This is a genomic window from Actinomadura xylanilytica, from assembly GCF_030283145.1.
Classification (GTDB): Bacteria; Actinomycetota; Actinomycetes; order Streptosporangiales; family Streptosporangiaceae; genus Spirillospora; species Spirillospora xylanilytica.
This window is the reverse complement of sequence record NZ_JASNWE010000002.1, coordinates 736,507-758,546: the sequence shown is the minus strand read 5'-3', so window position 1 is coordinate 758,546 and position 22,040 is coordinate 736,507. Positions and strand designations below refer to the sequence as shown.

Genomic DNA, 22,040 nt, shown 5'->3' with positions numbered 1-22,040 from the left:
GCCGTTCGCCGATGGCCGTGCGCACTTGCTCAGGTGAGGGGTCGGAGGAGGGCACCCTGAGGTGCGGCCCCGGTCAGCTCGCCTTGTTGCGCAGCAGGAAGAGACCGGCGGCCGAGCCGATCGCGATGACGCCGGTCCCGACGCTGACGATGATCTGCAACGCGCCGTCGAAGGCGAAGCTGGTGGAGACGTTGACGGCGATGGCGGCGATGAGGACGAGGACGAGGAGGGACTTCATCAGGGGGTCCTTTCGGTGGAATCTCGGTCCGTTCTGACCTGTGTTCAACCGTGCCATCGGCGGACTCCGGGCGGATGGGCGTACTCTCCCGAACTCCTGGTGTAGCCAGCTACACCAGGCGGGTCTCCGCCGGCTGCCGAGGTCCTCGGGCCTCGCGGGTCATTCGCGGGCGGCGATCAGCAGGACGGGCGCGGTCCGGGTCGCGGACGCGGTCGTCCACATACTGGCCAGCCCGGTCACCAGGTAGGACCCCGTGACCAGGAGCGCGAGCAGGCCCCACGGGACGACGAGGATGTTCGGCCCAGGCCCGGTGGCGAACCCGGCCAGCGCCGCCGCCGCGACCAGCCCGCCGAGCAGCAGCCCGATCGTCGTCACCGCCCACGCCTCGGCCAGCGCCGTCCGCACGACCTGGGCGCGGCTCAGCCCGGACACCCGCGCGGTGGCGAACTCGGCTCGGCGCTCCGCACCGGCGATCACCACCGCGTTGATCACGGCGACGGCGGCGTAGAGGCCGCCCAGCCCCATCAGCACCATCATGATCCCGTCGTTGCCGCGCTGCTGCTCGGCGACCCGGTCGCCGGCCCACTGCGGCACGGTGCGCACCGTGCCGATCCCGGCGGCGCGGATCCGGTCCGCGACCGCCCCGGCGGACGTGCCGGGCGCCACCTGGACCACGGTCTCGGCCGGCGCGCCCGCCGTCAGCGACGCCGGCACCAGCTCGCGCGGGATCAGGAAGCTCTCGCTGCCGTTCTCCAGCGTCGGGGCGACGGACGCGACGATCCGCAGCGTCCGCCGTGTCCCGCCGATCTTCGCCGTCGCCCTGGAACCGACCCGGATCCCCTCCGCGGCGAGGCCGGAGCCGACGGCGAGCGTACGGCCGTGCAGCCGGTCGAACGACCCGGCGCGCGGGGCCGGACGGTGGGTCCGCTCGTACGCCGGGCCGTCCACGGTGACGATTCCCAGGTGGTGCGTGCGGCGCCCCTGGCGCCCCTCCGCGTGGTGCGTGACCGTGACCGAGATGTCCACCGAGACCTGCGGCGACGCGGTCGCGACGCCCGGGACGGCGGCGATCCGCGCGGCGTTCGCGCCGGTGGAGGCGACGACGAGGTCGCCCGCGGTGACCCGCTCGACGTCCATCCCGGTGGCGCGGGCCAGCGAGCTCAGCGTGCCGGTCAGGCCGATCACCAGCGAGACCAGGACGATCAGCGGCGCCGCGGTGGACGCGCTGCGCCGGACCCCGTCGCGGAGGTTGGCCTCGGCGAGCCCGCCCAGCGTGCCCGCCCGCAGCGCCACCCCGAGCAGCCGCCCCACCAGCGGGACGATCAACGGGCTGAGCTGGCTCAACGCGACCGAACCCCAGATCGACACCGCCATCGCGACCAGCATCGCGCCGAGCACGTCCGAGGTCCGGCCCACCGGGATCAGCACCACCGCCGGGACCAGGAAGCACAGCCCGACCAGCCAGCGGGTGACGGTCATGGCGCGCGCGGCTCCGCCCGTCTCGCGCAGCGCCTCCAGCGGGCGCACCCGCGCCGCGCGCAGCGACGCCACCAGCACCCCGGCCAGCGTCACCCCGAGGCCGAGTCCCGCCGACACGGGCAGGATCCCGTTCGTCCAGGAGGGCGAGAAGCCGTCCGGGAGCATCCCGAGGGCGACCAGCATCCACGACTGCGCCCACGTCCCGGGCACCCCGAGCGCGATGCCGAGTCCCGTCCCGATCAGCCCGAGGAGCAGCGCCTCGCCCAGCAGCAGCCGGACGAGCTGCGGCCGGCTCCCGCCGAGCATCCGGAACAGCGCCAGGTCGCGGCGCCGCTGCGCCACGGTGAACGTGAACGTGGAGCCGACGATGAAGACCGCGAGGAACCCCGCCAGCATCACCGTCATCCCGAGCAGCGTCGCGGCCCCGGCGTACCCCTCCCGGATCTCCTCCGCGGCGCGGCCGGACACGCCCGGTGGGACCTTCGAGTCCGCGGTGGACGCCATCGTCATCAGCGACGACTGCACCAGCGCGACGCCCAGTGCCACACTCAGCACCGCCCCGGCGAACAGCCGCCACCGTTCGCGGAGCATCCGCGCCGACATCAGCAGCACGGTCAGCCCTCCAGCCGGGCGAGCCGGTCGGCGACCTCGCGCGCCGAGGGGCGCAGCAGCCGGTCGACCACGCGGCCGTCGGACAGGAAGACCACCGCGTCGGCGCCGGCGGCCACGGCCGGGTCGTGCGTCACCATCACGATGCTCTGCCCCGCCGCGTCCACCATGCCCCGCAGCAGCGTGAGGACCATGCGGGCCGACGCCGAGTCCAGCGCCCCGGTCGGCTCGTCGGCGAACAGCACCGCCGGACGGGTCACCATCGCGCGGGCGATCGCCACCCGCTGCTGCTGCCCGCCGGACATCTCGCGCGGACGGTGCCGCATCCGCTCTCCGAGGCCGACGCTGGTCAGCACCTCCCGGACGGCCTCGGGGGACGGCCGCCGTCCCGCCAGCCGGAGCGGCAGCGCGACGTTCTGCTCGGCGGTCAGCGAGCCGATCAGGTTGAAGCTCTGGAAGACGAAGCCGATGGTCCGGCGGCGGAGTGCGGTGAGCACCGCGTCGGGCGCCCCGGTGATCTCCTGCCCGGCGAGCAGGACCCGGCCCGAGGTCAGCCGGTCCAGGCCCGCCGCGCAATGCAGCAGCGTCGACTTGCCCGAGCCGGACGGCCCCATCACCGCCGTCCAGGAGCCCGCGGGGAAGCTGATCGTCACGCCGTCCAGCGCCCGCACCGCCGTCTCCGGCGCCCCGTGCCGCCGGGTCGCCTCGACGAGGTCCACCGCGTTCGCCACCGGCTCCGGCCGCGCCCGCGGGACGAGCGGCACAGGCCCACCGTGAGGGTCGGCGGACGTCAAGGCCGGCCGCCGGTCGTCGGCGCCAGAGAGTGTGGAAGTCATACCTCCATCCCAGCCGTTCCGCGCCTCCCGGACATCACGGCGGCCCCCCATCCTGCGGGTATGCCCAGCCCTACCCGCCGCCCATCGCCACGCGATATCCAGCCGATAGGCGCCTGATAACCGCCGCTCATAGCGTCTCAGGAGTTCGGGGAACCCCCACAAGCCCGCGCCGCCTCGCCCCCCTGTCGCCGGCGGCCCGGGCGAGCGCCCCGGACACCTCGTTCGCGGTCCGCACCCAGGACGGTGGACGAACGCGATGTCCTGGCCGGGCCTCTTCCCTCCCGGCCCGGCCAGAACATCGTTCAGGCAGCTCGATCGACAGGCGTGACGGTGCACACGACCTGACCGAACTCGCTCACGGCTGGGCTGGCCGTGAGCGAACGCGGGTGCCCTGGCCGGCGATCCCTCCCGTCCACCAGGGCACCTGCAAAGCCCCGGATTCACCAACCCGACAGCGCCGAACCCCATGGCCCGATCGAAGTGCGATCCGACGAGACCTGATCACGTACTCCAGGCCCAAAACCGACCGTCCCTGACGGTGAGTTACCATCTCATTGCGAAGAGTTTCCTTCGTCTTGATCGCGGGCGGGGGACGGGGGCGAGGGGGCGCACATGGGCGACGCCGTACGGATGGTCGCTGAGATCCGGCGGGAGGTGGCGGCCGAGCTGCGCGAACGCGTCCGGCGCCGACTGCGCGAGCAGTCCGTCGACTGGCTGGTCGAGGAACTCCTCACCGCGCTGCTCCCGGAGCACGATCCCGCACCGCTGATTCCCTGCCAGGTCCCGCGCCCCTCCGGGCCCGGCAGCGAACGCGCCGCCCGCACGGCCCGTCTGCACGGCCTCGGCCTCACCGAGAAGACCCTGCCGGCCTTCATCCGCCGGTACCGGGCCTACGACCGTCGCGTCCTCCAAGCGGAAGGCCACCTGCTGGACCCGCCCCAACCGGGCGGCGACCTCATCGTCCCCTGCCACCGCTCCCCGCGCGGCGAGGACCTGCTCCGCGAGGCCAAGGACGTCCTCTACGGACTTCTGTTCGGCGGCGAAGACGAGGGCGTGCGCCTCGACCGCACCGAACGCGAACTGCTGACCCTCACCGTCCCGTGCTCCAAACTGCACGTCATCGCCTTCCTGGCCCACGCCACCGCCGGCCGGGACCAGCAGTACGCGACCGACGACGAACGCGTCCTCCAGGTCGAATACGGCGAGGTCGCCAGCGAGCTCGTCGGCAACGCCGTCGCCGCCGCCCTGCGCCTGATCAACCACCTGGAGATCAATGAGCAGGTCCTGCACGGCCGAATGGAGAACGTGCAGGACCACACCACCACCGACTGAACACGCGACCCACCACGCCGACCCGTACTCGCCGAGGGGCACGGTGGACGTCCTCCATGCCGGCTCCGACCGCCCACCCGACGAAGCACCCGCTTCGAGCACGCACACCAGAGTCCGTCAGGGCTGCGGCCGAACAAGTGCCTGAGCCACGATCACGCGATCCCCGTTGAACGTCACCGAAGGCGAGCCGTGCAGCTCGTAACCGAGGTCCAGCGTCTCGCTGACCCTCCGGCAGAAAGTCTCATCGTCGGGGCCGGTGAGAACTCGGTACCTGGGGAGATCATTCGCGTCGGGCATGCGGCAAGTCTAGAGACGGGCGCAGCCGCCCGCCGACCGCGAAGCGGGGTCCGTCAAGGGGCGGGCTTGCCCGATTCCGAAGGAACGCGAAGCGCCCTTGATGGGTTCTGCCGTCGCCATCCCCGTCCCCTGCCGAACGATCGAGAGGAGCTCGGCATAGTGGAGGCACAGGCATTTGACGACGCCGTATCAGGTCCAGTTCCGCGCGGGGCAGAACGCGGGGTTGGCTGACACCGTCAAGGACGAGGTGGGCGGCTCGGTTGGCCTGCGGCCTCACGAGCTGCTTGAGGCGGCGTTGGCCTCCTGCATGACCATCTCGGCTCGGATGGAGCTGGCGGAGTTGGGGTGAGTGACATCGAAGTGAGCATCGCGGTGACACTGGAACACCATAAGGCGGTCACCTGATTTCGTTACGACCTCGTACTGGACCGCCGGTGGACGAGGCCCCAGTCCAAGCGGTGGCCGAGCGCGGTCTATCGCCGTTGGCGCGGGTCTCGGTGAGCGGGCGCTCCAGTCCAGGGCTCACCAGCCGAAATGCGGCTGCGACCTACAGCCACAGATCGCTAGGCGAGCCCTGTTGATTCATCAGGTTCCGGCGACCTTTGTATAGTCGTTCCAGATGTAGCCTTTAACGCCAGTGCAGCAGTCCGAGTGCCACCACAGGTTTCCGGAACTGTTCACGCAACGCTTGTCGACACGGAAAAGCTGACCGTACTTCCACGTGGCTATCACCTGGGATGACCCCGAATAGCTGCTGTGCACCTTGGCCGTGCCGGAGATGACTCCCCTGATATGCGGCGTCCAGTTCGTGCATCCGGCCATGATTTCGGCGCCCTTCTCATTCGCCGCTGCGCTCGGAATGGCAACCACAACGGGCGCCACGACCACGGTAATCGCGGCGGCCGCTATGGACGGGACTCGATTGCCCATCATTCGCATTTCGAGCTCCCTTCGGGGGATCCTGGATGAGCCGATCATCTGTCGGCCGTGATTGTTTGTCAATGCCCATTTGGAGGTTCGTTCCAATGGCCGGCCCGCCCGCTGCGTAAGGGGAAGGCGCTCGGCCTACCTCGGTCGGTGGTCGATCTCGACTGCCAGACGCTCGATGTGGAGTGGCAACTCCAGCGGGTTCGGCGCGAACTCCTGCACCGTCAGACCAAGACTGAGGCGTCGGACGCGACCTTGCCTCTTCCGGGGATCCGCCCCAACGATCTCCAGCTCCAACAGGAGCGCCAGAAGGCCGCAAGGGAGGCTGCGGGAGGCAAGTGGATCAACAGGGGGCTCGTCATCACGACCCACAACGGCGGCCCGGTCGACCCGCGCAACTTCAACCGGAGCTTCGAGGTGCGGTGCCAGAGGGCGGGTGTGCGGCGGGTCAAGATCCATGACACCCCGCGGACCTGCGCCACCCTGCTCGTCGCCCTCGACGTCGCCCTCGGGTGGCCATGCGCATCCTGCGGCACGCGGAGATCGGTGTGACCATGGAGATCCACACCGAAGTCTCGGATGAGACGGCCCGGCGGGCGCTCAAGCAGCTCGGGGAGCAGTTCGGTTCGTAGGCGTTGCTGTACTTCGCTGCTGTACGGACAAGGCAAAGGGCCCTTCCCGCGAAGGAAAGGGCCCTTTGACCTGGTGTCGGGGTGGCGGGATTCGAACCCACGACCTCTTCGTCCCGAACGAAGCGCGCTACCAAGCTGCGCTACACCCCGGTGGTGGCTGCCCGGGAGTCGTACGTGCTCCCGGCGCCTTGACCACTTTAGCGGATGCCGGGGAGTGGTGCGTCCCTAATATCCGGTGGGCGCCGGGCGGTGAAGTCGGCGATGGCGCCGGAGAGGGTGACCCGGACGTCGGTGAGGCCGGCGCCGGTCAGCCAGGCGGCCAGGTCGGCGGGGGTTCCCGAGGGGCCGAACATGTTGAGGCGGCGCATGACGGCGATGAGGGCGTCGTGGCGGCGGGACGAGCCTCGCGTGACGGTGCTGCCTCGCAGGGTGCCGCCCGGGCGGAGAACCCTGGCCATCTCGGCCACGGCCGCGGGCGGGTCGGGGAGGCAGTGCAGGCCGTTGTAGGTGACGCAGAGGTCGAAGGTCGCGTCCGGGAAGGGGAGGGCGTTGACGTCGGCCTGGACGAGCGTGACGGGGCCGTGGCGGCGGGCCCGGTCCAGCATGACGGGGGAGAGGTCGGCGCCCACGTACCGCAGGCGGCGGGCGGCGGGGACGGCTATGCCGCCGCCGCAGGGCACGTCGAGGACGGTGCAGCCGGCGGGGGCGGTGGCGAGCAGGTCGATGCTCCGCCACAGGCCGCCGGTGTCGTAACCCCACATGAGGCGGCCGGCGGCCTTGGCGATGCGGCGGTTCTGGACTCCGCGATCGTAGAAGACGGCGTGCAGCCGCTCGGTCTTCCAGCGATCGCGGAGGGAGGTCATCGGGGGACGAGGGTGAGCAGGGACGCCTCGGGCGGGCAGCAGAAGCGTATGGGGGCCGTGGGGGACGTGCCGAGGCCGGCGGAGACGTGCAGCCAGGAGCCCTGGTGGCGGTGCAGGCCCTTCACGCGGGGACGGTCGATGCCGCAGTTGGTGGCGAGGGCGCCGTAGAACGGCACGCAGACCTGGCCGCCGTGGGTGTGGCCGGCGAGGAGGAGGTCGTAGCCGTCGGCGGCGAAGCGGTCGAGGTTGCGCGGCTCGGGGGAGTGCATCACGCCGAGGTGCACGTCGGCCTGCGGGTCGACCGGGCCCGCGACCTTGTCGTAGCGGTCGCGGTTGATGTGCGAGTCGTCGATGCCGCCGAACTCGACGTCGAGGTCGCCGACCTTGAGGCGGCCGATCCGGTTGTTGAGGTCGAGCCAGCCCGCGGCCTGGAGGGACGAGGAGAGCTCGCGGTACGGCAGGTCGGGCTCGCGGCGCCGCTTGGTGTAGTCGGACTTGCTGGTGCGCCAGACGTAGCGGAGCGGATTCCTGAAGCGCGGCGAGTAGAGGTCGTTGGACCCGAAGACGAACGCGCCGGGACGGTCGAGCAGCGGGCCGAGGGCGTCCAGGAACGGGCCGATCGCGTCGCGGTGCGAGAGCGAGTCGCCGGTGTTGACGACCAGGTCGGGTTCGAGCGCGTCGAGCGAGCGGACCCAGCGGATCAGGCGCGACCGGCCCGGGGTGAGGTGCGCGTCGGAGATGTGAAGGATCTTCACCGACGGCCGCCCCGGGGGCAGCACGGGCACCTCGAAGCGGCGCAGCCGGAACCAGTTCCGCTCGATGACCGAGGCGTATCCGAAGGTCGCGGCGCCGACGCCCGCGAGGCCCAGTGGTACGGAGTAGATCTTCCGCACGGTTCTCCCTTCAGGACACTGTTCGGACGCCTCCCATGCTCCCAGACAAGCGCGCCGCTGGCCGAATCGCGGGTAATCCCGGTGAGGCCGCAGGGCCCGTAGGGGCATGATGTGACCATGAGTGCCCTGAAGGAGAGACTGGAGACCGACCTCTCGACCGCGATGAAGGCCCGGGACGAGCTGAGGACCCGCACGCTGCGCATGGTCCTGACCGCGGTGAAGACCGAGGAGGTCTCGGGGAAGCGGTCCCGCGAGCTGTCCGACGACGACGTGGTCAAGGTGCTCGCGCGCGAGGCCAAGAAGCGCCGTGAGGCGGCCACCGCGTTCGCCGACGCCGGCCGGACCGAGCAGGCCCAGGCCGAGAAGGACGAGGGCGTGGTGCTCGACGAGTACCTTCCCGCGCAGCTCGGCGAGGCGGAGCTGACCGCGTTGGTGACGGACGCGATCGCCGAGACGGGCGCGGCCGGGCCGCGCGCGATGGGCCAGGTGATGAAGGCCGTCAACCCGAAGGTCGCGGGCCGCGCCGAGGGGGGTCGCGTCGCCGCCGAGGTCAAGCGCCAGCTCGGCGCCTGAGCACTGCCGCTCCGGACGCCGGAGCGAGTCGGGCCGCAGAAGGGCCCGGCACCGGTTCGTACGAACCGGTGCCGGGCCCTTTCCGCGGGACGGCCGCCCCAGGGGCGGTGCCGGGATCAGTCGCCGTTCTTCTTCCCGTTGCTCAGGAAGATGATCACGGTGGTGCCGGGGCCGGTCTCGGTGCCCGCGTCCGGCGAGGTGCCCGCGACCGTGCCCTTGGGCTTGTCGGACGGGACCTGGCGCGGGGAGACCTTGACCTGGAGGTCGGCGCCCTTGAGCTTGGCCATGGCGGCGCCGAGGGAGTTGCCCTTGACGTCGGGGACCTTGGTGGTGTCGCCGAAGTCCTGGGTGGGACGGGTGAAGCCGGACGCGGGCGTGCCGGCCAGCGCGCTCTGCATGCTCTGCTGCCACATGGCGCCGGGGGTGTCGGCGCCGAAGACGCCGTAGACCTTGTACTTCCAGGGGCCGCGGAAGTCCCAGTAGGCGGTGGCCGCGGCCATGGTGGGGGTGTGCCCGGCGAAGACCGCGCAGGTGTGCTCCTCGCAGGTGCCGGTCTTGGCGGCGGCGGGGCGGCCGATGCCGCGGCCCTTGGCGGTGCCCTGGGTGAGCACGCCCTGGAGGATCGAGTTGACCTTGTCGGCGACCGGCTCGTCGACGGCCTGGTGGCAGTCCTGCTTGGGCAGCTTGAGCTTCTTGCCGTCGGGGTCGGTGACCTCGGTGACCGACACGGGCGCGCAGTACTTGCCGCGGGCGGCGAAGCCGGCGTAGGCGGCGGCCAGGTGCACCATGTCGATGTCGTTGGTGCCGAGGACCTGGGACGGGATGGGGGCCAGCGCATTGCCGTCGGCGCGCTTCATGCCGAACTTCTCGGCCATCTTCACCGCGTTGCACACGCCGACCCGCTTCTCGAGCTGGGCGTAGAAGGTGTTGACCGAATGCCAGGTGCCGGTCTTCAGGTTGAAGTTGCCGGCCTCGCTGTCGCCCGCGTTGGACACCGAGGGCCACGAGCCGCCGCCGGCCATCTCGTTGTCGTACTTCTTGCCGTCGAAGAAGCCGGTGTACTTGCACGGCTGGTAGCCGGAGACGCCCATGGTCTGCGGCGAGTTGATCGAGGTGCTGACCGGGACGCCCTGGTTGAGGGCGGCGGCGAGGGTGAACACCTTGAACGTCGAGCCCGCGGACACGCCCGTGCCGCCGCCGTGGGCGGAGTCGGCGGCGAGGTTGATGGTGGTCTGCCGCTTGCCCGGGCCGAACCGCTTGCTCACCCCGAGGGCGCGGACCTTGCCGGTGCCCGGCTCGACCATCGCCTCGGCGCCGACGCGGTTGCCGGACGGCGGGACGTGCCCGCGCAGCGACCTGTCGACGGCCTTCTGGGTCTTCATGTCGAGCGTGGTGCGGACGATGTAGCCGCCCCGGTTGAGCTTGTTGACGACGTTCTCGCGCTCCTTGGGCTTGAGCGACCAGTACTTGCCGTCGGACAGGATGTTGAGCAGGTCGTACTTCACGTACTCGCAGAAGTACGGCGCGTCGCTGGTCTCGCAGCCGCCGACCGGGTCGGTGCGGTTCAGCGCGATGGGCTTGGCGGCGGCGTCGTCGGCCTGCTTCTTGGTGATGTGCCCGAGCTGGAGCATCCGGTAAATGACGACGTCGCGGCGGTGGCGCGCGTCCTTGGGATTGCGGATCGGGTCGAACGCGGTCGGGTTCTGCGTGATGCCGGCCAGCAGCGCGGCCTGCTCCAGGTTGAGCTTGTTGGCGGGCTTGCTGAAGTAGCGCTTGGCGGCGGCCTGCACGCCGTACGCGCCGGCGCTGAAGTAGGCGACGTTGAGGTAGCCCTGGAGGATCTCGTCCTTGGTCATCCGCTGCTCGACGTCGAGCGCGTAGCGCAGCTCGCGGAGCTTGCGGCCGACCGTGGGGGCGGTGACCTCGGCGTACTCGGCCTCGGTCGTGGCGCTGTCGACCAGCATGTTCTTCACGTACTGCTGGGTCAGGGTCGAGCCGCCCTGCGTCTGCTCGGACTCCACGTTCGAGGCGAGCGCGCGGACCGTGCCCTTCATGTCGAGCGCGCCGTGCTGGTAGAACCGCGAGTCCTCGATGTCGACGATCGCCTGCCGCATGATGGGCGCGATCTGGTCGAGGCGCACCGACTCGCGGTACTTGTCGAAGAACGAGGCGACCTGCTTGCCGTTCGCGTCGTACACCACCGTCCGCTCGGACGGCGACGCGGTGCTCATCCGGCTGTCCATGTTCTCGAAGTTGTTGGCGGCGTCGCGCGCGGTCAGTCCCGCGCTCCCGACGCCGGGCAAGGCGATGAACGCGACCAGCACACCCGCGACGACACCTGCCCCCAGCAGCCGGAACAGCGTGGAGAAGGCCCTACCCCGATCATCATTCGCATCGCGCACGGGGTCTAGGGTACGCGGGACGACCAGTGCGTTCGGGACAGGTTCGTCGTAGTTCCTCCGCTTGTTGCCGTGATCGGCCTGCCGTCTGACCGCGGCCCGCATGCCGCCTGGCCGTCGCCTGGACGTCGTCCGCACGGCTCCGGCCGAGGTCAGGGCACGATCGGGTGACGGCGGGGGCGCGGCCGGGACCCGGTCGGGCGGCGCCCGCGGGTGCTTGGAACGGACATTCATCCGATCCGTACCCTTCACGACAACCGTCATGGTGTCTGGGCCGTCAACTACAGGTAACTAGTCCGTTCCGGCGGTATGGCCCCGGTGGGCTATATCGAGAATGGGCCCAACGGGGGCTGTTGAATCGTGCCTCGCTTCCGTAAGTTCTTCCCCACGGCTTTCGTTTGGCGGCCTGACGTCCGCGCCCGTCATGGCCAAGGAGCGCAAATCGACACAGACCCTAGGGGAGTGGGGCCAAGATGTGGATCACGGATTGGACCGCCCGCGCCGCCTGCCGTAACGCGGATCCAGATGCCCTGTTCGTGCAGGGGGCGGCACAGAACCGAGCCAAGCTCATCTGTCGTGGCTGCCCGGTGCGGACCGAGTGTCTCGCCGACGCTCTCGACAACAGGATCGAGTTCGGAGTGTGGGGCGGGATGACCGAGCGGGAGCGTCGAGCCCTGCTGCGGCGGCGGCCGGACGTGCAATCGTGGCGCGAACTGCTGGAGACCGCCAAGGAGGAGTATGAGAAGTCGGTCGACGTCGACGAGAGTGAACTCGTCGCCAGCTGACCGGCGCTCCGGGCGGACATGGGTCCGTAGGTGGACCCGTCCGGCATAGGTTCGAAGAGCGCAACAGCGACTGTGGGCCCGTACCCCTTCCGGGGTGCGGGCCCGCTGTCGTGCCGGGGGCCGGATGGGGCCTATTTCGGGCGAATCATTACGGTCATTTACGTCGTCCGAAATAGGGTGTGGCCGGATCCGGCCACGCGTCCCCCGTTTAGCTGCAAGTCATCTCTTGTCCGACATTTCTCCGGACGACGCGGTCGCCTGACGGGGCCCTCGGCGCGGTCGGCCGGGGCCCGGGTGGTTCGACGCTCGGATGGTGCGGGACGCAGGGTCAGGCGGCGACGGTGGTGTGGTCGGCGGCGGCGAGGTCCGCACCGACCCGGCGCAGCCCGTCGAGGTCGTGGACGTCCTCGGCCTGGGCCGGGACGGCGGTCACCGGGACCGTGGGATGCGTGGACGCGAAGTGGTCGCGCAGCCGTTCCTCGCGCGCGGCGAGCTGCATGCGGCCGGTGTGCAGGCGCAGCAGGGCAGCGGTCAGCGGGTGCTCGCCGTGCTCCTCCAGGTTCTCGGCGGCGGCCTGGCTGCGCGCGGCGGACAGGCCGTCGGCGGCCGATTCGTGCACCCGGTTGACGACCAGGCCCGCGAGCGGCATCCGCTCGTCGGCGAGGCGCTCGACGAAATAGGACGCCTCGCGCAGGGCGTCGGGCTCGGGGGCGGCCACCACCAGGAACGCGGTGCCGGGCGTCTGGAGGAGCTGGAAGGTCTTGTCGGCGCGTTCCCGGAAGCCGCCGAACATCGTGTCGAACGCCGCCACGAACGTCTGCACGTCGCGCAGGAGCTGGACGCCGAGGACCTTGTTGATGACGCCGGTGAACATGCCGAACCCGGCGCTGATCACCTTCACCCCGAACCGGCCGCCGGTCTTGGCCGGTGCGGCGAGGATCTTCATGAAGCGGCCGTCGAGGAAGCGGCCCATCCGCTCGGGCGCGTCCAGGAAGTCCAGCGCGTTCCGGGACGGCGGGGTGTCGACGATGATCAGGTCCCAGGCGCCGGAGCGGTGCAGCTGCCCGAGCTTCTCCATCGCCATGTACTCCTGCGTGCCCGACAGGCTGGAGGACAGCGACTGGTAGAAGGGGTTGGCCAGGATCTGCTTGGCCCGGTCCGGGTCGGCGTGCGCCTCGACGATCTCGTCGAAGGTCCGCTTCATGTCGAGCATCATGGCGTGCAGCTCGCCGTCGCCGTCGACCTCGATCCGGCGCGGATTGTTGTCGAGCTCCGACAGCCCCATCGACTGCGCGAGCCGGCGGGCCGGGTCGACGGTCAGCACCACCACGTCCCGGCCCCGCTCGGCGGCGCGGACGCCGAGCGCGGCGGCGGTGGTGGTCTTGCCGACGCCGCCGGACCCGCAGCACACGATGATCTTGGTGCGCGGGTCGTCGATCAGGGCGTCGACGTCCAGGGCGGGCGGGGTCTTGCCGGTCGGGCTCATCTCAGTCTCCCGTTCGGGGGCCGGGGCGGGCTCCGGCGGGGCCGGGCGGCGACGGGTCGCGGGGTCATGCGGCGCCCTGGTCGCGGAGCGCCGCCGCCAGGTCGTACAGGCCGGCCAGGTCCATGCCGTCGGCCAGCATCGGCAGCGTGTAGCGCGGCCGGTCGACCGCGGCCAGGCGCTCCTTCTCGCGGCGCTGGAGCGCGGTGCGGCGGGCGTGCTCGGCGGCCTCGACGGCGAGGTGGGCGGCGATCGCGTCGGCGCCGTGCTCGAGCCCGGCGGCCTTCACCCCGCGGACGATCTCCTCGACGTCCAGGGTGCCGCCGGCCGCGGCGGCGAGGCCGTCCTCGTCCAGCACCGGCCGGTGCTCCATGTTGACGATCACGCCGCCGACCGGGAGGCCGACCTCGGTGAGGTCGTGCACGCCGTCCATCGTCTCCTGGACCGGCATCTCCTCCAGCAGCGTGACGAAGTGCACGGCGGTCTCGGGGCTGCGCACGACCTTCATCACGGTGTCGGCGTGGTTGCGGACCGGGCCGACCTTGGCGAGGCCGGAGACCTCGTCGTTGACGTTCAGGAACTTGGTGATGCGGCCGGTCGGCGGGGCGTCCATCACGACCGCGTCGTAGATGAACGAGCCGTCCTTCTCCTTGCGCCGCACCGACTCGCTGGTCTTGCCGGTGAGGATCACGTCGCGCAGGCCCGGCGCGATGGTGGTCACGAAGTCGACGACGCCGAGCTTGGACATCGCCTTGCCGGCCCGTTTGAGGTTGTAGAACATCTCGAGGTACTCGATGAGCGCCTCTTCGGTGTCGATCGCGAGCGCGTAGACCTCGCCGCCGTCCGGGGCGACCGCGACCCTGCGCTCCTCGTAGGGGAGCGGCGGGCAGTCGAAGAGCTGCGCGATGCCCTGCCGTCCCTCGACCTCGACCAGCAGCACCTTGCGCCCACCGGCGGCGAGCGCCAGGGCGAGGGCGGCCGCGACGGTGGTCTTGCCGGTCCCGCCCTTACCCGTGACGACATGGAGGCGTACGCCGTCCCAGTCGGTGTCTCTCGCGCTCACCCGATCGACCATATCGTTCACTCGGCAAGGACTTCAGAGGGCGCCCGCGCTCATGCAAGTGATTCCTGACACGGTGCCGTCCATGCTGGGGAAACAACTCGCCGGGCCGTTGTTTCGGGCCTGCCCGCGAGGTTAAGTGAGAAACGTGAACCGGTCCACGGGCCGGATCGCCCGGACCGGCTGGTCCGAGCTCAGCTCACCCGAAAGGTGGCCGTGATGCTTGCGGCAATCCTCATCATCGTGGTGGTCCTCGTGGTGGTCGGCCTGACCGGCCTCGCGGCGTCCATCCGGGTCGTGCAGCAGTTCGAGCACGGCATCGTCTTCCGCTTCGGCCAGGTGCAGCGGGGCGGGCAGCTCCGGCCGGGCGCGGTCCGGTCCCCGGGCCTGACCGGGATCATCCCGATCGCCGAGCGGATGCAAAAAGTCAACCAGCAGACGGTCACGATGAACGTCCCGGGCCAGGAGGGCATCACCCAGGACAACGTGAGCGTCCGCGTCGACGCCGTCGTGTACTTCCGGGTCATCGATCCGGTGAAGGCGATCGTCAACGTGCAGAACTACGGGTACGCGGTCTCGCAGATCGGGCAGACCTCGCTGCGGTCGGTGATCGGCCAGACCGACATGCAGGAGCTGCTCGGCGAGCGCGAGAAGATCAACACGCGGCTGCGCGGGATCATGGACGAGATCACCGACAGCCCGTGGGGCATCCGGATCGAGCGGGTGGAGATCAAGGACGTCTCGCTGCCGGAGGGGATGAAGCGCTCGATGGCCCGGCAGGCCGAGGCCGAGCGGGAGCGCCGCGCCCGCATCATCACCGCGGACGGCGAGTTCCAGGCGTCCAAGCGGCTCGCCGCCGCCGCGGAGATCATGTCGGAGGACCCGGCCGCCCTCCAGCTCCGGCTGCTCCAGACCGTGGTCGAAGTCGCGGGAGAGAAGAACAGCACGCTGGTCATGCCGCTGCCGGTCGAGATCCTGCGGTTCTTCGACCGCGCGGCCGGGGGCAACGAGGCCGAGCAGACGCAGAAGAAGGAGAAGAAGAGCGACCTCGGCGAGCGGCTCGCCAAGGCAGAGGAGGACCTGGCCAGGTCGGCCGGCGAGCAGGGCCCCTTGGACCCGGCGAAGGACGTCCCGCCGGTGATCGGCCTCGACCAGCCCGCGCGGGGGCGGCTCGACGAGGCCGCCGAGGCGCCGGGCGTGGAGACCGGGGAGGGAGACGAGCGGCGCGGCATCACCGAGGGCACGACCCGTCCCGACGAGCCCGACGATCGGCCTCCGTCCGCCTGACCGGCCTCCGTCCGCCTGACCGGCCTCCGTCCGCCTGACCGGCCTCCGTCCGCCTGACCGGCCTCCGTCCGCCTGACCGGCCTCCGTCCGCCTGACCGGCCTCCGTCCGCTAGACCGTCGTCCGTCGACCGGCCTCCGGCTGCTTGAGCGCCGTCCCGCGGCGGCGTCAACCCGGGTGCGCCGGCAGGGTGAGCCGGCGCACGCCGGGGAACGCGGCGGTGCCGAGGCAGGCACCGCCGACCAGGACCGCCGAGACCGTCAGCGGCACGCCGGGCCCCCAGTGGGCGGCGGCCCAGGGGGCCAGGGTGTAGCCGAGGGGCGCCGCGGCCAGCGACAGCAGCCAGTCGTAGGAGGTGACGCGGGCGAGCGCGTGCTCGGGGATGCTGGCCTGGACGACGGTCTCCCAGATCGGGCTGAGGACGCCGAGTCCCGCCAGCGCCAGGCCGTACGCGCCGATGACCAGCGGGGCGGGCGCGGCGACGGCCAGCAGGGCGAGCGGCAGCGCGTAGGTGGCCAGGCCGAGGTTCGCGACCAGCACGGGGTGCCGCGGCCGGATCCGGGCGGCGATCAGCGAGCCGACCAGCAGGCCCGCCGCGCCGGCCTGGAGGGTCGCGATCCAGGCCCCCTCGCCGCCGAGCCGGTCGACCGCGATCAGGGGACCGAGCGTGAGCAGCACCCCGGCCGCCCCGTTCCACACCGAGTGCGCGATCAGGCTCGACCAGTACCAGTCGCGTGCGCGCACCTCCGCCCATCCCTCGGCGAGGTCGGCGCGCACCGAGCGGCGCGGGAGCGGCACGTGCGGGACGTGGAGCAGCGCCAGCAGGGCGGCGCTCAGGGCGAACGAGGCCGAGTCGAGCACGAACGTCCAGCCGGGTCCGACGGTCAGCACGAACGTCCCGGCGAGCGCGGGGCCGGCGAGCCGGGTGGCGCCGTTGGCCATGCTCAGCAGCGCGTTGGCCCGCTGCCGGTCCCTGGCCGCGACCGACCCGTTGACCAGCGGGGAGATGGTCGGAGTCTGGAAGGCCGACGCGGTGCCGCCGATCACCTGCGCCACCGCGAGGTGCCACAGCCGCGGTTCCCCGCCGAGCAGTTCGAGGCCGGCGAAGAGCTGGGCCCCGCAACCGATGAGGTCGGTGCCGAGCGCGACCGTCCGGGCGTTGAACCGGTCGGCCACGACGCCGCCGATCGGCAGCAGGACCAGCCTCGGCACCATTGCGCAGCCGAGGACCAGGGCGAGGGCCGAGGCGGAGCCGGTCGCGCGCACCACCGCCAGCGCGAGCGCCGCCGGGACGGCGGCGTCGCCGGTCATGGACAGGACGCGGGCGGCGAAGAGCAGCCGGAAGCGGCGCCTGCGCAGGGGATGGGCCATGTCGAGAAAATACTTCGCCAAGGAACTATTCGTCAACGAATTATTTTGGGTGATGGACGTTGCCCGGAGCCGTACGATCCGTGTATGGAGCACCGCGAGGGGCCGCCGCGCGACCGGACGGACGAGCACATCGACCGCTGGCTGCCCCTGCTGCCGGGCCTCGATCCCGAAGTCGAGGCCGTGGTCACCCGGGTCGGGTACCTGGCCGGCCACCTGCGCCGCGTCAAGGTGCGGACGCTCGCTGACCTCGGCCTGCAACGGCACGAGTTCGAAACGCTGCACGTGCTCGCGGGCCGCGGCAGGCGCGCCGTCCCGTCCGAGATCGCCGCCGATCTCGGCATGGCGGCGAACTCGGTCACCGGACGGCTGGACGCGCTGGAGCGGCGCGGGTTCGTCCGGCGGCGGCCCTCGGGCACCGACCGGCGGCGCGTCGACGTCGAGCTCACCGACGAAGGCTGGACCGCCTGGCTCGGGGCGATGGACGTCGTCGGGGTCGAGGAGAACCGGCTGCTCGGCGCGCTGACCGCCGAGGAGCGCAGGCAGCTCGCCGGGCTCCTGCGCCGGGTCCTGCTCCGCGCGGAGGGTCCGCCGCCCGCCGCCGAGTGACCGTGGACCTCCGGCGGCGGTTGCGGATCTCCGCCCGTTGTCGGCGGGCATCTCACCCCACATCACCACGAACTCCCGTGCCGCGTTCCGACACGGCGTGCGGATGAGGGGAACTCCCTGGTCACGGGGGTGGGTTGTCAGGGAGAATTCCCCGGTGCCGCCCGCCCGTTCCGGAACAGCAGGGGCCCGGAGGGGGTTGTTCCGGGTGCGTACGAGATCCGGAGGTGAGCCAGCCATGACGATGATGACCGCGGCACAGCGCCGCGAGGGCGATGCGGAGGCGTACGACACCTTCACGGGGACGTGTCTGGCGCATCGGCTGCTGGCCGGCGTCGCGGCCACGCCGACCTCGCTGGTCCTGTTCGCACTGGCCGGCGGGACGCTCCGCCACGCCGAACTCGGCCGGGTGCTGCCCGACCTCGCCGCGACGACGCTCGCCCAAGCGCTGCGCGCCCTGGAGCGGGACGGCTTCATCGGACGCGGCGTGGCAGCGACCGTGCCGGTGCAGTCCGAGTACACGCTCACGCTGCTCGGCGAACGGCTCATCCCGCTGCTCAACGCCGTGAAGGACTGGGCCGAGCACAACATCGGCGAGATCCACGCGGCCCGCGAGCGGTACGACGCGGACGAGGGCGTCGACGAGCCCGTCCCGGACCTGGCCGCGAGCTAGCACGGGCCCGAGGTCCGTCCGTCCAGGGGATCGTGAGGTCCACTGCCAGAAGTCGGGACGGTGCCAGCCCGAACATGGTGCGGGAGCGGGCGTCATAGGCTGACCCGCATGAAGAAGTTCGAATACGCGACCGTTCCGCTGCTGGTGCACGCGACCAAGCAGATCCTCGATAACTGGGGCCAGGACGGGTGGGAGCTCGTCACCGTGATGCCCGGTCCGAACCCCGAGAACCTCGTCGCGTACTTCAAGCGCGAGCTCGACGGCCAGTAGGCGATGCGCGGCGTCCGCCCCGCGTCCTCGGGGCGGACGCGGGCGCCGCGACGCAGGCGCGGGCGTGGGCGTGGGCGCGGACGGTGGTCGGGGCGTGAGCGCCCCTGTGACAAGCTGAACCGAGTATTTGGACGCGCTCTTCATGCGGCGCGTCCCGGCGGGTCGTCGAAGGAGAAAACGGACATGAGCACGCCCGAGGAACGCATCACTGAGCTCGGCCTGGAACTGCCGGACGTCGTCCCGCCGGTGGCCTCGTACGTGCCGACGGCGCGTACAGGGTCGCTGGTCTACACGTCCGGGCAGGTCCCGATGGTCAAGGGCGAGCTGGCCGTCAGCGGCAAGGTGGGCGCCGAGGTCACCGCCGAGGTGGCCAAGGACCAGGCGCGGATCTGCGCGCTGAACGCCGTCGCCGCGCTCAAGGCCGAGGTCGGGGAGCTGTCCCGGGTGGTGCGGATCGTCAAGGTCGTCGGGTTCGTGGCCAGCGCGCCCGACTTCCACGGGCAGCCGCAGGTGATCAACGGGGCCAGCGACCTGCTCGGCGACATCTTCGGCGAGGCGGGCCGGCACGCGCGCAGCGCGGTGGGCGTCGCGGCGCTGCCGCTTGACGCGTCCGTCGAGGTGGAGCTCATCGCCGAGGTCTCCTGAGCACGCCCGCGAGCGTGGTCTCCCGAGCCTGGCCGGGGGCCGTCGCGGGGCCGTTGTCGGGTTCGTCCGCGGAGGCCGTACCTTGACGGAACGGCATTCGGTATGTCCGAATGGGCAGCCATGAGGATCACATGCTGGGACCGGCGATGGTGAACGGGCTGCGGCTCCCCGCCGAGCTGCGGGAGCGGATCGAGGGCATCAACGCCGGCACCCTGCCCCCCGCCCCGGCACGGCACGCGGCGACGGTCGTGGTGCTGCGCGACCACGCCGAGCACGGACTCCAGGCGTTCATGCTCCGGCGGGTCGCGTCGATGGCGTTCGCCCCTGGCGCGTACGTCTTTCCCGGCGGATCGGTCGATCCGCGCGACGGCGAGGCGGCGCTCGGCTGGTCCGGGCCGTCGCCGTCCGACTGGGGCAAGGCGTTCAACGCCGACGAGACGCTCGCGCGCGAGCTGGTGTGCGCGGCGGTGCGTGAGACGTTCGAGGAGACCCTCGTGCTACTCGCGGGCCCGTCCGGCGACTCGGTGGTGGGCGACACCCGCGGGGACGACTGGGAGGTCGACCGGCAGGCGCTGCTGGACCGGTCCCGGTCGTTCGGCGAGTTCCTCGACCAGCGCGGGCTGGTGCTCCGTTCCGACCTGCTGCGCCCTTGGGCGCACTGGATCACCCCGGCGGTCGAGCCCAAGCGGTACGACACCCGGTTCTTCGTCGCGGCGATGCCGCAGGGGCAGCGCGCCCGCGACGTGAGCACCGAGGCCGACCGGGTGGCCTGGGTCAGTCCCGCCGAGGCCGCGCGGCGCGGACGGGACGGCGAGTGGATCATGCTGCCCCCGACCCTGGCGACGCTCGCCGAACTGGCCGAGTACGAGACGGTGGCCGAGGTCCTGGCCGCGCCCCGCGAGATCGTGATGCACGAGCCCACCACCGAGATCGTCGACGGCGAGCCCTACCTCGTCCTGCCCGAGAGCGCCGCGCGGCACTACCGGCTCGGGTGACCCGCGGATGCCCTTGCGCCGCCTGGCCCGGCACGCGGACCCGCTGTCCCGGGTCCTGGTGCGTCGGCTGGCGGGAACGTCCGCGCTGCGGCATCTGGACCGCCTCGGCTGGAACCCGGTCCGGCACCCCGATCGGGCCTCGGGCAGGATGGGTGAAATGAGCGAGATCGACGGGATGGGGACGGAAAGGGCGACCTGTGTGCTGGCGCCCAACCCGTCCATGATGACGCTGGACGGCACCAACACCTGGATCATCGCCGAGCCGGGCTCGGACGAGGCCGTGGTCGTCGACCCGGGACCCAAGGACGGCAAGCACCTCAAGCGGGTCGCGGACCTCGTCGCGGCCCAGGGCCGGAGGGTCGGGCTCGTCCTGCTCACGCACGGCCACCCCGACCATTCGGCGGGCGCGGAGCGGTTCGCCGAGCTGGCCGGCGGCCCGGTGCGGGTGCGCGCGCTGGACCCCCGGTACCGCCTCGGCGACGAGGGCCTCGCCGAGGGCGACGTGATCACCACCGGGGGCCTCGAACTGCGGGTCATGGAGACCCCGGGGCACTCCGACGACTCGCTGACCTTCTGGCTCCCGGCCGACGGCGCGGTAATCACCGGCGACACCGTCCTCGGATACGGCACCACCGTGCTGGAGGGCAGGCTCGGCGACTACATGAGCTCCCTGGACCGGCTGCGGACCTTCTCGGCGGAGGTCGGCGCGGCCACGATCCTGCCGGGCCACGGCCCCAAGCTGGACGATCCGCTCGCCGCGCTCGACCACTACATCGACCACCGCCGCGAGCGCCTGGCCCAGGTGGAGGCCGCCGTGGCCGCGGGCGCCCGCACGGCCCGCCAGGTGGTCGAGAGCGTCTACGCCGACGTCGACAAGACCCTGTGGCCGGCCGCCGAGTGGTCCGTGCAGTCACAGCTGGACTACCTCAACGAACGCCGCTGATGTGCGGACGCCGCTGATGTACGGACGCTACTGCCCCTCGGCGGCGGCCCGCCGCGCGGTCACGGTAGGTGGAGCGTGACCGTGCGGCCGGTCGTCACTTGGAGCGCTTGCGGAGCCGGTCGATGTCCAGGATGACCACGGCCCGCGCCTCGATCCGCAGCCAGTTGCGCTGCGCGAAGTCGGCCAGGGCCTTGTTGACCGTCTCCCGGGAGGCGCCGACGAGCTGCGCCAGCTCCTCCTGGGTGAGGTCGTGGTGGACGTGCAGCCCGGCCTCGGACGGCTGGCCGAACCGTTCGGCCAGGTCGAGCAGGGCCTTGGCGACCCGTCCGGGCACGTCGGTGAAGACCAGGTCGGCCATCACGTCGTTGGTCTTGCGCAGCCGCTGGGCCAGCGCGCGCAGCAGCTGCACCGCGACCTCCGGATGCCCGGTCAGCCAGGGCCGCAGGTCGTCGTGGCCGAGGCCGGCGAGCCGGCACTCGGTCACCGCGATCGCGCTGGCGGTGCGGGGCCGCGGGTCGAACAGCGACAGCTCGCCGAACATCTCGCTCGGGCCGAGCACGCTCAGCAGGTTCTCCCTGCCGTCCGGCGCGGTCCGGGTCAGCTTGATCTTGCCTTCGAGGACGACGTACAGCCGGTCGCCCGTCTCCCCCTCGTTGAAGAGCGTCTGACCGCGGGCGAGCCGCACCTCGGTCACGTTGGCGCGCAGCGCCTTGGCGCCCTGCTCGTCGAGTGCCTCGAACAGCGGGGCTCTGCTCAGAACATCCACGTCGCGGTCGGTCACGCTTCTCCTCCTCGAACACCTACATGCATAGTGTGACGTACGTCCCACCGCGTACGTGAAGGTAGGGT

General features: G+C 71.4%; 24 protein-coding genes and 1 tRNA gene. 12 read left to right on the top strand and 13 right to left on the bottom strand.

Annotation, left to right across the window (positions count from 1 at the left end; translation table 11 throughout):
* Positions 1 to 73: 73 nt before the first annotated feature.
* From QP090_RS14550 to QP090_RS14540, 3 genes are all read right to left on the bottom strand, one after another.
* Positions 74 to 238, bottom strand: a complete 165-nt coding sequence (locus QP090_RS14550) for a hypothetical protein (protein ID WP_285939389.1) — start codon at positions 236 to 238, stop codon at positions 74 to 76.
* A gap of 159 nt (positions 239 to 397) precedes the next feature.
* Positions 398 to 2,320: an FtsX-like permease family protein gene (locus QP090_RS14545; protein ID WP_349666497.1), complete on the bottom strand. Its 1,923-nt coding sequence runs from the start codon at positions 2,318 to 2,320 to the stop codon at positions 398 to 400.
* An 11-nt stretch (positions 2,321 to 2,331) separates the two neighbouring features.
* Entirely contained in the window at positions 2,332 to 3,090 is a 759-nt protein-coding gene (locus QP090_RS14540; protein ID WP_285939386.1) for an ABC transporter ATP-binding protein, read from the bottom strand.
* Positions 3,091 to 3,774: 684 nt separating this feature from the next.
* Between QP090_RS14540 and QP090_RS14535 the strand changes: the two genes are divergently transcribed.
* Positions 3,775 to 4,494 carry a hypothetical protein gene (locus QP090_RS14535; RefSeq protein WP_285939385.1) on the top strand — a complete coding sequence of 240 codons (720 nt, stop codon included), beginning with the start codon at positions 3,775 to 3,777 and terminating at the stop codon, positions 4,492 to 4,494.
* A gap of 117 nt (positions 4,495 to 4,611) precedes the next feature.
* Here the strand turns inward: QP090_RS14535 and QP090_RS14530 are convergent, their stop codons facing one another.
* Complete coding sequence (locus QP090_RS14530) at positions 4,612 to 4,791, bottom strand: DUF1737 domain-containing protein (RefSeq protein ID WP_285939384.1); 180 nt, start codon at positions 4,789 to 4,791, stop codon at positions 4,612 to 4,614.
* 175 nt (positions 4,792 to 4,966) lie between these two features.
* Here QP090_RS14530 and QP090_RS14525 point away from each other — a divergent pair, with 175 nt between their 5' ends.
* Complete coding sequence (locus tag QP090_RS14525) at positions 4,967 to 5,140, top strand: OsmC family protein (RefSeq protein WP_285939383.1); 174 nt, start codon at positions 4,967 to 4,969, stop codon at positions 5,138 to 5,140.
* Between the two features lie 236 nt (positions 5,141 to 5,376).
* Here QP090_RS14525 and QP090_RS14520 read toward each other — a convergent pair whose 3' ends face one another.
* A complete protein-coding gene (locus tag QP090_RS14520) occupies positions 5,377 to 5,730 on the bottom strand; it encodes a hypothetical protein (RefSeq protein WP_285939382.1) in 354 nt (117 codons plus the stop codon).
* 138 nt (positions 5,731 to 5,868) lie between these two features.
* On the opposite strand from QP090_RS14520, the gene QP090_RS14515 reads away from it, so the two are divergent.
* Complete coding sequence (locus QP090_RS14515; RefSeq protein ID WP_285939380.1) at positions 5,869 to 6,270, top strand: hypothetical protein; 402 nt, start codon at positions 5,869 to 5,871, stop codon at positions 6,268 to 6,270.
* A gap of 156 nt (positions 6,271 to 6,426) precedes the next feature.
* Here QP090_RS14515 and QP090_RS14510 read toward each other — a convergent pair.
* The 3 genes from QP090_RS14510 to QP090_RS14500 all read right to left on the bottom strand — a co-directional run bounded on the left by QP090_RS14510 (position 6,427) and on the right by QP090_RS14500 (position 8,106).
* A tRNA-Pro gene (locus tag QP090_RS14510) sits at positions 6,427 to 6,500 on the bottom strand.
* Positions 6,501 to 6,547: 47 nt separating this feature from the next.
* Positions 6,548 to 7,213 (bottom strand): class I SAM-dependent methyltransferase, encoded by a 666-nt coding sequence (locus QP090_RS14505; RefSeq protein ID WP_285939379.1) that lies wholly within the window; start codon positions 7,211 to 7,213, stop codon positions 6,548 to 6,550.
* Positions 7,210 to 8,106 carry a metallophosphoesterase gene (locus QP090_RS14500; protein WP_285939378.1) on the bottom strand — a complete coding sequence of 299 codons (897 nt, stop codon included), beginning with the start codon at positions 8,104 to 8,106 and terminating at the stop codon, positions 7,210 to 7,212. The genes QP090_RS14505 and QP090_RS14500 overlap by 4 nt, the downstream gene beginning before the upstream one ends.
* Positions 8,107 to 8,223: 117 nt before the next feature.
* Here QP090_RS14500 and QP090_RS14495 point away from each other — a divergent pair, with 117 nt between their 5' ends.
* Entirely contained in the window at positions 8,224 to 8,679 is a 456-nt protein-coding gene (locus tag QP090_RS14495; RefSeq protein WP_285939377.1) for a GatB/YqeY domain-containing protein, read from the top strand.
* A 116-nt stretch (positions 8,680 to 8,795) separates the two neighbouring features.
* Here QP090_RS14495 and QP090_RS14490 read toward each other — a convergent pair whose 3' ends face one another.
* Positions 8,796 to 11,081, bottom strand: a complete 2,286-nt coding sequence (locus QP090_RS14490) for a penicillin-binding protein (RefSeq protein ID WP_285939376.1) — start codon at positions 11,079 to 11,081, stop codon at positions 8,796 to 8,798.
* Positions 11,082 to 11,551: 470 nt separating this feature from the next.
* Between QP090_RS14490 and QP090_RS14485 the strand changes: the two genes are divergently transcribed.
* Complete coding sequence (locus tag QP090_RS14485; RefSeq protein WP_285939375.1) at positions 11,552 to 11,863, top strand: WhiB family transcriptional regulator; 312 nt, start codon at positions 11,552 to 11,554, stop codon at positions 11,861 to 11,863.
* Positions 11,864 to 12,191: 328 nt separating this feature from the next.
* Here the strand turns inward: QP090_RS14485 and bagB are convergent, their stop codons facing one another.
* Positions 12,192 to 13,349: an ATPase BagB gene (gene bagB / locus QP090_RS14480; RefSeq protein ID WP_285939374.1), complete on the bottom strand. Its 1,158-nt coding sequence runs from the start codon at positions 13,347 to 13,349 to the stop codon at positions 12,192 to 12,194.
* Positions 13,350 to 13,413: 64 nt separating this feature from the next.
* Entirely contained in the window at positions 13,414 to 14,409 is a 996-nt protein-coding gene (gene bagA / locus QP090_RS14475; protein ID WP_285939373.1) for an ATPase BagA, read from the bottom strand.
* A 216-nt stretch (positions 14,410 to 14,625) separates the two neighbouring features.
* On the opposite strand from bagA, the gene QP090_RS14470 reads away from it, so the two are divergent.
* Positions 14,626 to 15,693 carry a slipin family protein gene (locus tag QP090_RS14470; protein WP_285939372.1) on the top strand — a complete coding sequence of 356 codons (1,068 nt, stop codon included), beginning with the start codon at positions 14,626 to 14,628 and terminating at the stop codon, positions 15,691 to 15,693.
* A 166-nt stretch (positions 15,694 to 15,859) separates the two neighbouring features.
* On the opposite strand, the gene QP090_RS14465 is transcribed toward QP090_RS14470, so the two are convergent.
* Positions 15,860 to 17,062 carry an MFS transporter gene (locus QP090_RS14465; RefSeq protein WP_285939371.1) on the bottom strand — a complete coding sequence of 401 codons (1,203 nt, stop codon included), beginning with the start codon at positions 17,060 to 17,062 and terminating at the stop codon, positions 15,860 to 15,862.
* 84 nt (positions 17,063 to 17,146) lie between these two features.
* Between QP090_RS14465 and QP090_RS14460 the strand changes: the two genes are divergently transcribed.
* The 6 genes from QP090_RS14460 to QP090_RS14435 all read left to right on the top strand — a co-directional run bounded on the left by QP090_RS14460 (position 17,147) and on the right by QP090_RS14435 (position 21,191).
* On the top strand, positions 17,147 to 17,668 hold the full coding sequence (locus tag QP090_RS14460; RefSeq protein WP_285939370.1) for a MarR family winged helix-turn-helix transcriptional regulator: 522 nt from the start codon (positions 17,147 to 17,149) through the stop codon (positions 17,666 to 17,668).
* A gap of 235 nt (positions 17,669 to 17,903) precedes the next feature.
* Positions 17,904 to 18,338 carry a winged helix-turn-helix transcriptional regulator gene (locus QP090_RS14455; RefSeq protein WP_285939369.1) on the top strand — a complete coding sequence of 145 codons (435 nt, stop codon included), beginning with the start codon at positions 17,904 to 17,906 and terminating at the stop codon, positions 18,336 to 18,338.
* A gap of 108 nt (positions 18,339 to 18,446) precedes the next feature.
* A complete protein-coding gene (gene sp36, locus QP090_RS14450) occupies positions 18,447 to 18,608 on the top strand; it encodes a Sp36 family protein (RefSeq protein ID WP_285939368.1) in 162 nt (53 codons plus the stop codon).
* Positions 18,609 to 18,791: 183 nt separating this feature from the next.
* Positions 18,792 to 19,253, top strand: coding sequence for a RidA family protein (locus QP090_RS14445; protein ID WP_285939367.1), 462 nt, complete (start codon positions 18,792 to 18,794; stop codon positions 19,251 to 19,253).
* Positions 19,254 to 19,384: 131 nt separating this feature from the next.
* Positions 19,385 to 20,248: an NUDIX hydrolase gene (locus tag QP090_RS14440; protein WP_285939365.1), complete on the top strand. Its 864-nt coding sequence runs from the start codon at positions 19,385 to 19,387 to the stop codon at positions 20,246 to 20,248.
* Between the two features lie 7 nt (positions 20,249 to 20,255).
* Positions 20,256 to 21,191 (top strand): MBL fold metallo-hydrolase, encoded by a 936-nt coding sequence (locus QP090_RS14435; protein ID WP_285939364.1) that lies wholly within the window; start codon positions 20,256 to 20,258, stop codon positions 21,189 to 21,191.
* A 94-nt stretch (positions 21,192 to 21,285) separates the two neighbouring features.
* Here the strand turns inward: QP090_RS14435 and QP090_RS14430 are convergent, their stop codons facing one another.
* A complete protein-coding gene (locus tag QP090_RS14430; protein ID WP_067450375.1) occupies positions 21,286 to 21,972 on the bottom strand; it encodes a Crp/Fnr family transcriptional regulator in 687 nt (228 codons plus the stop codon).
* Positions 21,973 to 22,040 lie beyond the last annotated feature (68 nt).

Excerpts from the sequence above, each read along its gene's own strand:
- QP090_RS14550 (WP_285939389.1), bottom strand. The coding sequence starts at position 238 with ATGAAGTCCCTCCTCGTCCTCGTCCTCATCGCCGCCATCGCCGTCAAC.
- QP090_RS14545 (WP_349666497.1), bottom strand. The coding sequence starts at position 2,320 with ATGTCGGCGCGGATGCTCCGCGAACGGTGGCGGCTGTTCGCCGGGGCG.
- QP090_RS14535 (WP_285939385.1), top strand. The coding sequence starts at position 3,775 with ATGGGCGACGCCGTACGGATGGTCGCTGAGATCCGGCGGGAGGTGGCG.
- QP090_RS14530 (WP_285939384.1), bottom strand. The coding sequence starts at position 4,791 with ATGCCCGACGCGAATGATCTCCCCAGGTACCGAGTTCTCACCGGCCCC.
- QP090_RS14520 (WP_285939382.1), bottom strand. The coding sequence starts at position 5,730 with ATGCGAATGATGGGCAATCGAGTCCCGTCCATAGCGGCCGCCGCGATT.
- QP090_RS14505 (WP_285939379.1), bottom strand. The coding sequence starts at position 7,213 with ATGACCTCCCTCCGCGATCGCTGGAAGACCGAGCGGCTGCACGCCGTC.
- QP090_RS14495 (WP_285939377.1), top strand. The coding sequence starts at position 8,224 with ATGAGTGCCCTGAAGGAGAGACTGGAGACCGACCTCTCGACCGCGATG.
- QP090_RS14485 (WP_285939375.1), top strand. The coding sequence starts at position 11,552 with ATGTGGATCACGGATTGGACCGCCCGCGCCGCCTGCCGTAACGCGGAT.
- bagB (WP_285939374.1), bottom strand. The coding sequence starts at position 13,349 with ATGAGCCCGACCGGCAAGACCCCGCCCGCCCTGGACGTCGACGCCCTG.
- QP090_RS14470 (WP_285939372.1), top strand. The coding sequence starts at position 14,626 with ATGCTTGCGGCAATCCTCATCATCGTGGTGGTCCTCGTGGTGGTCGGC.
- QP090_RS14465 (WP_285939371.1), bottom strand. The coding sequence starts at position 17,062 with ATGGCCCATCCCCTGCGCAGGCGCCGCTTCCGGCTGCTCTTCGCCGCC.
- QP090_RS14460 (WP_285939370.1), top strand. The coding sequence starts at position 17,147 with ATGGAGCACCGCGAGGGGCCGCCGCGCGACCGGACGGACGAGCACATC.
- QP090_RS14455 (WP_285939369.1), top strand. The coding sequence starts at position 17,904 with ATGACGATGATGACCGCGGCACAGCGCCGCGAGGGCGATGCGGAGGCG.
- sp36 (WP_285939368.1), top strand. The coding sequence starts at position 18,447 with ATGAAGAAGTTCGAATACGCGACCGTTCCGCTGCTGGTGCACGCGACC.
- QP090_RS14445 (WP_285939367.1), top strand. The coding sequence starts at position 18,792 with ATGAGCACGCCCGAGGAACGCATCACTGAGCTCGGCCTGGAACTGCCG.
- QP090_RS14440 (WP_285939365.1), top strand. The coding sequence starts at position 19,385 with ATGCTGGGACCGGCGATGGTGAACGGGCTGCGGCTCCCCGCCGAGCTG.
- QP090_RS14435 (WP_285939364.1), top strand. The coding sequence starts at position 20,256 with ATGCCCTTGCGCCGCCTGGCCCGGCACGCGGACCCGCTGTCCCGGGTC.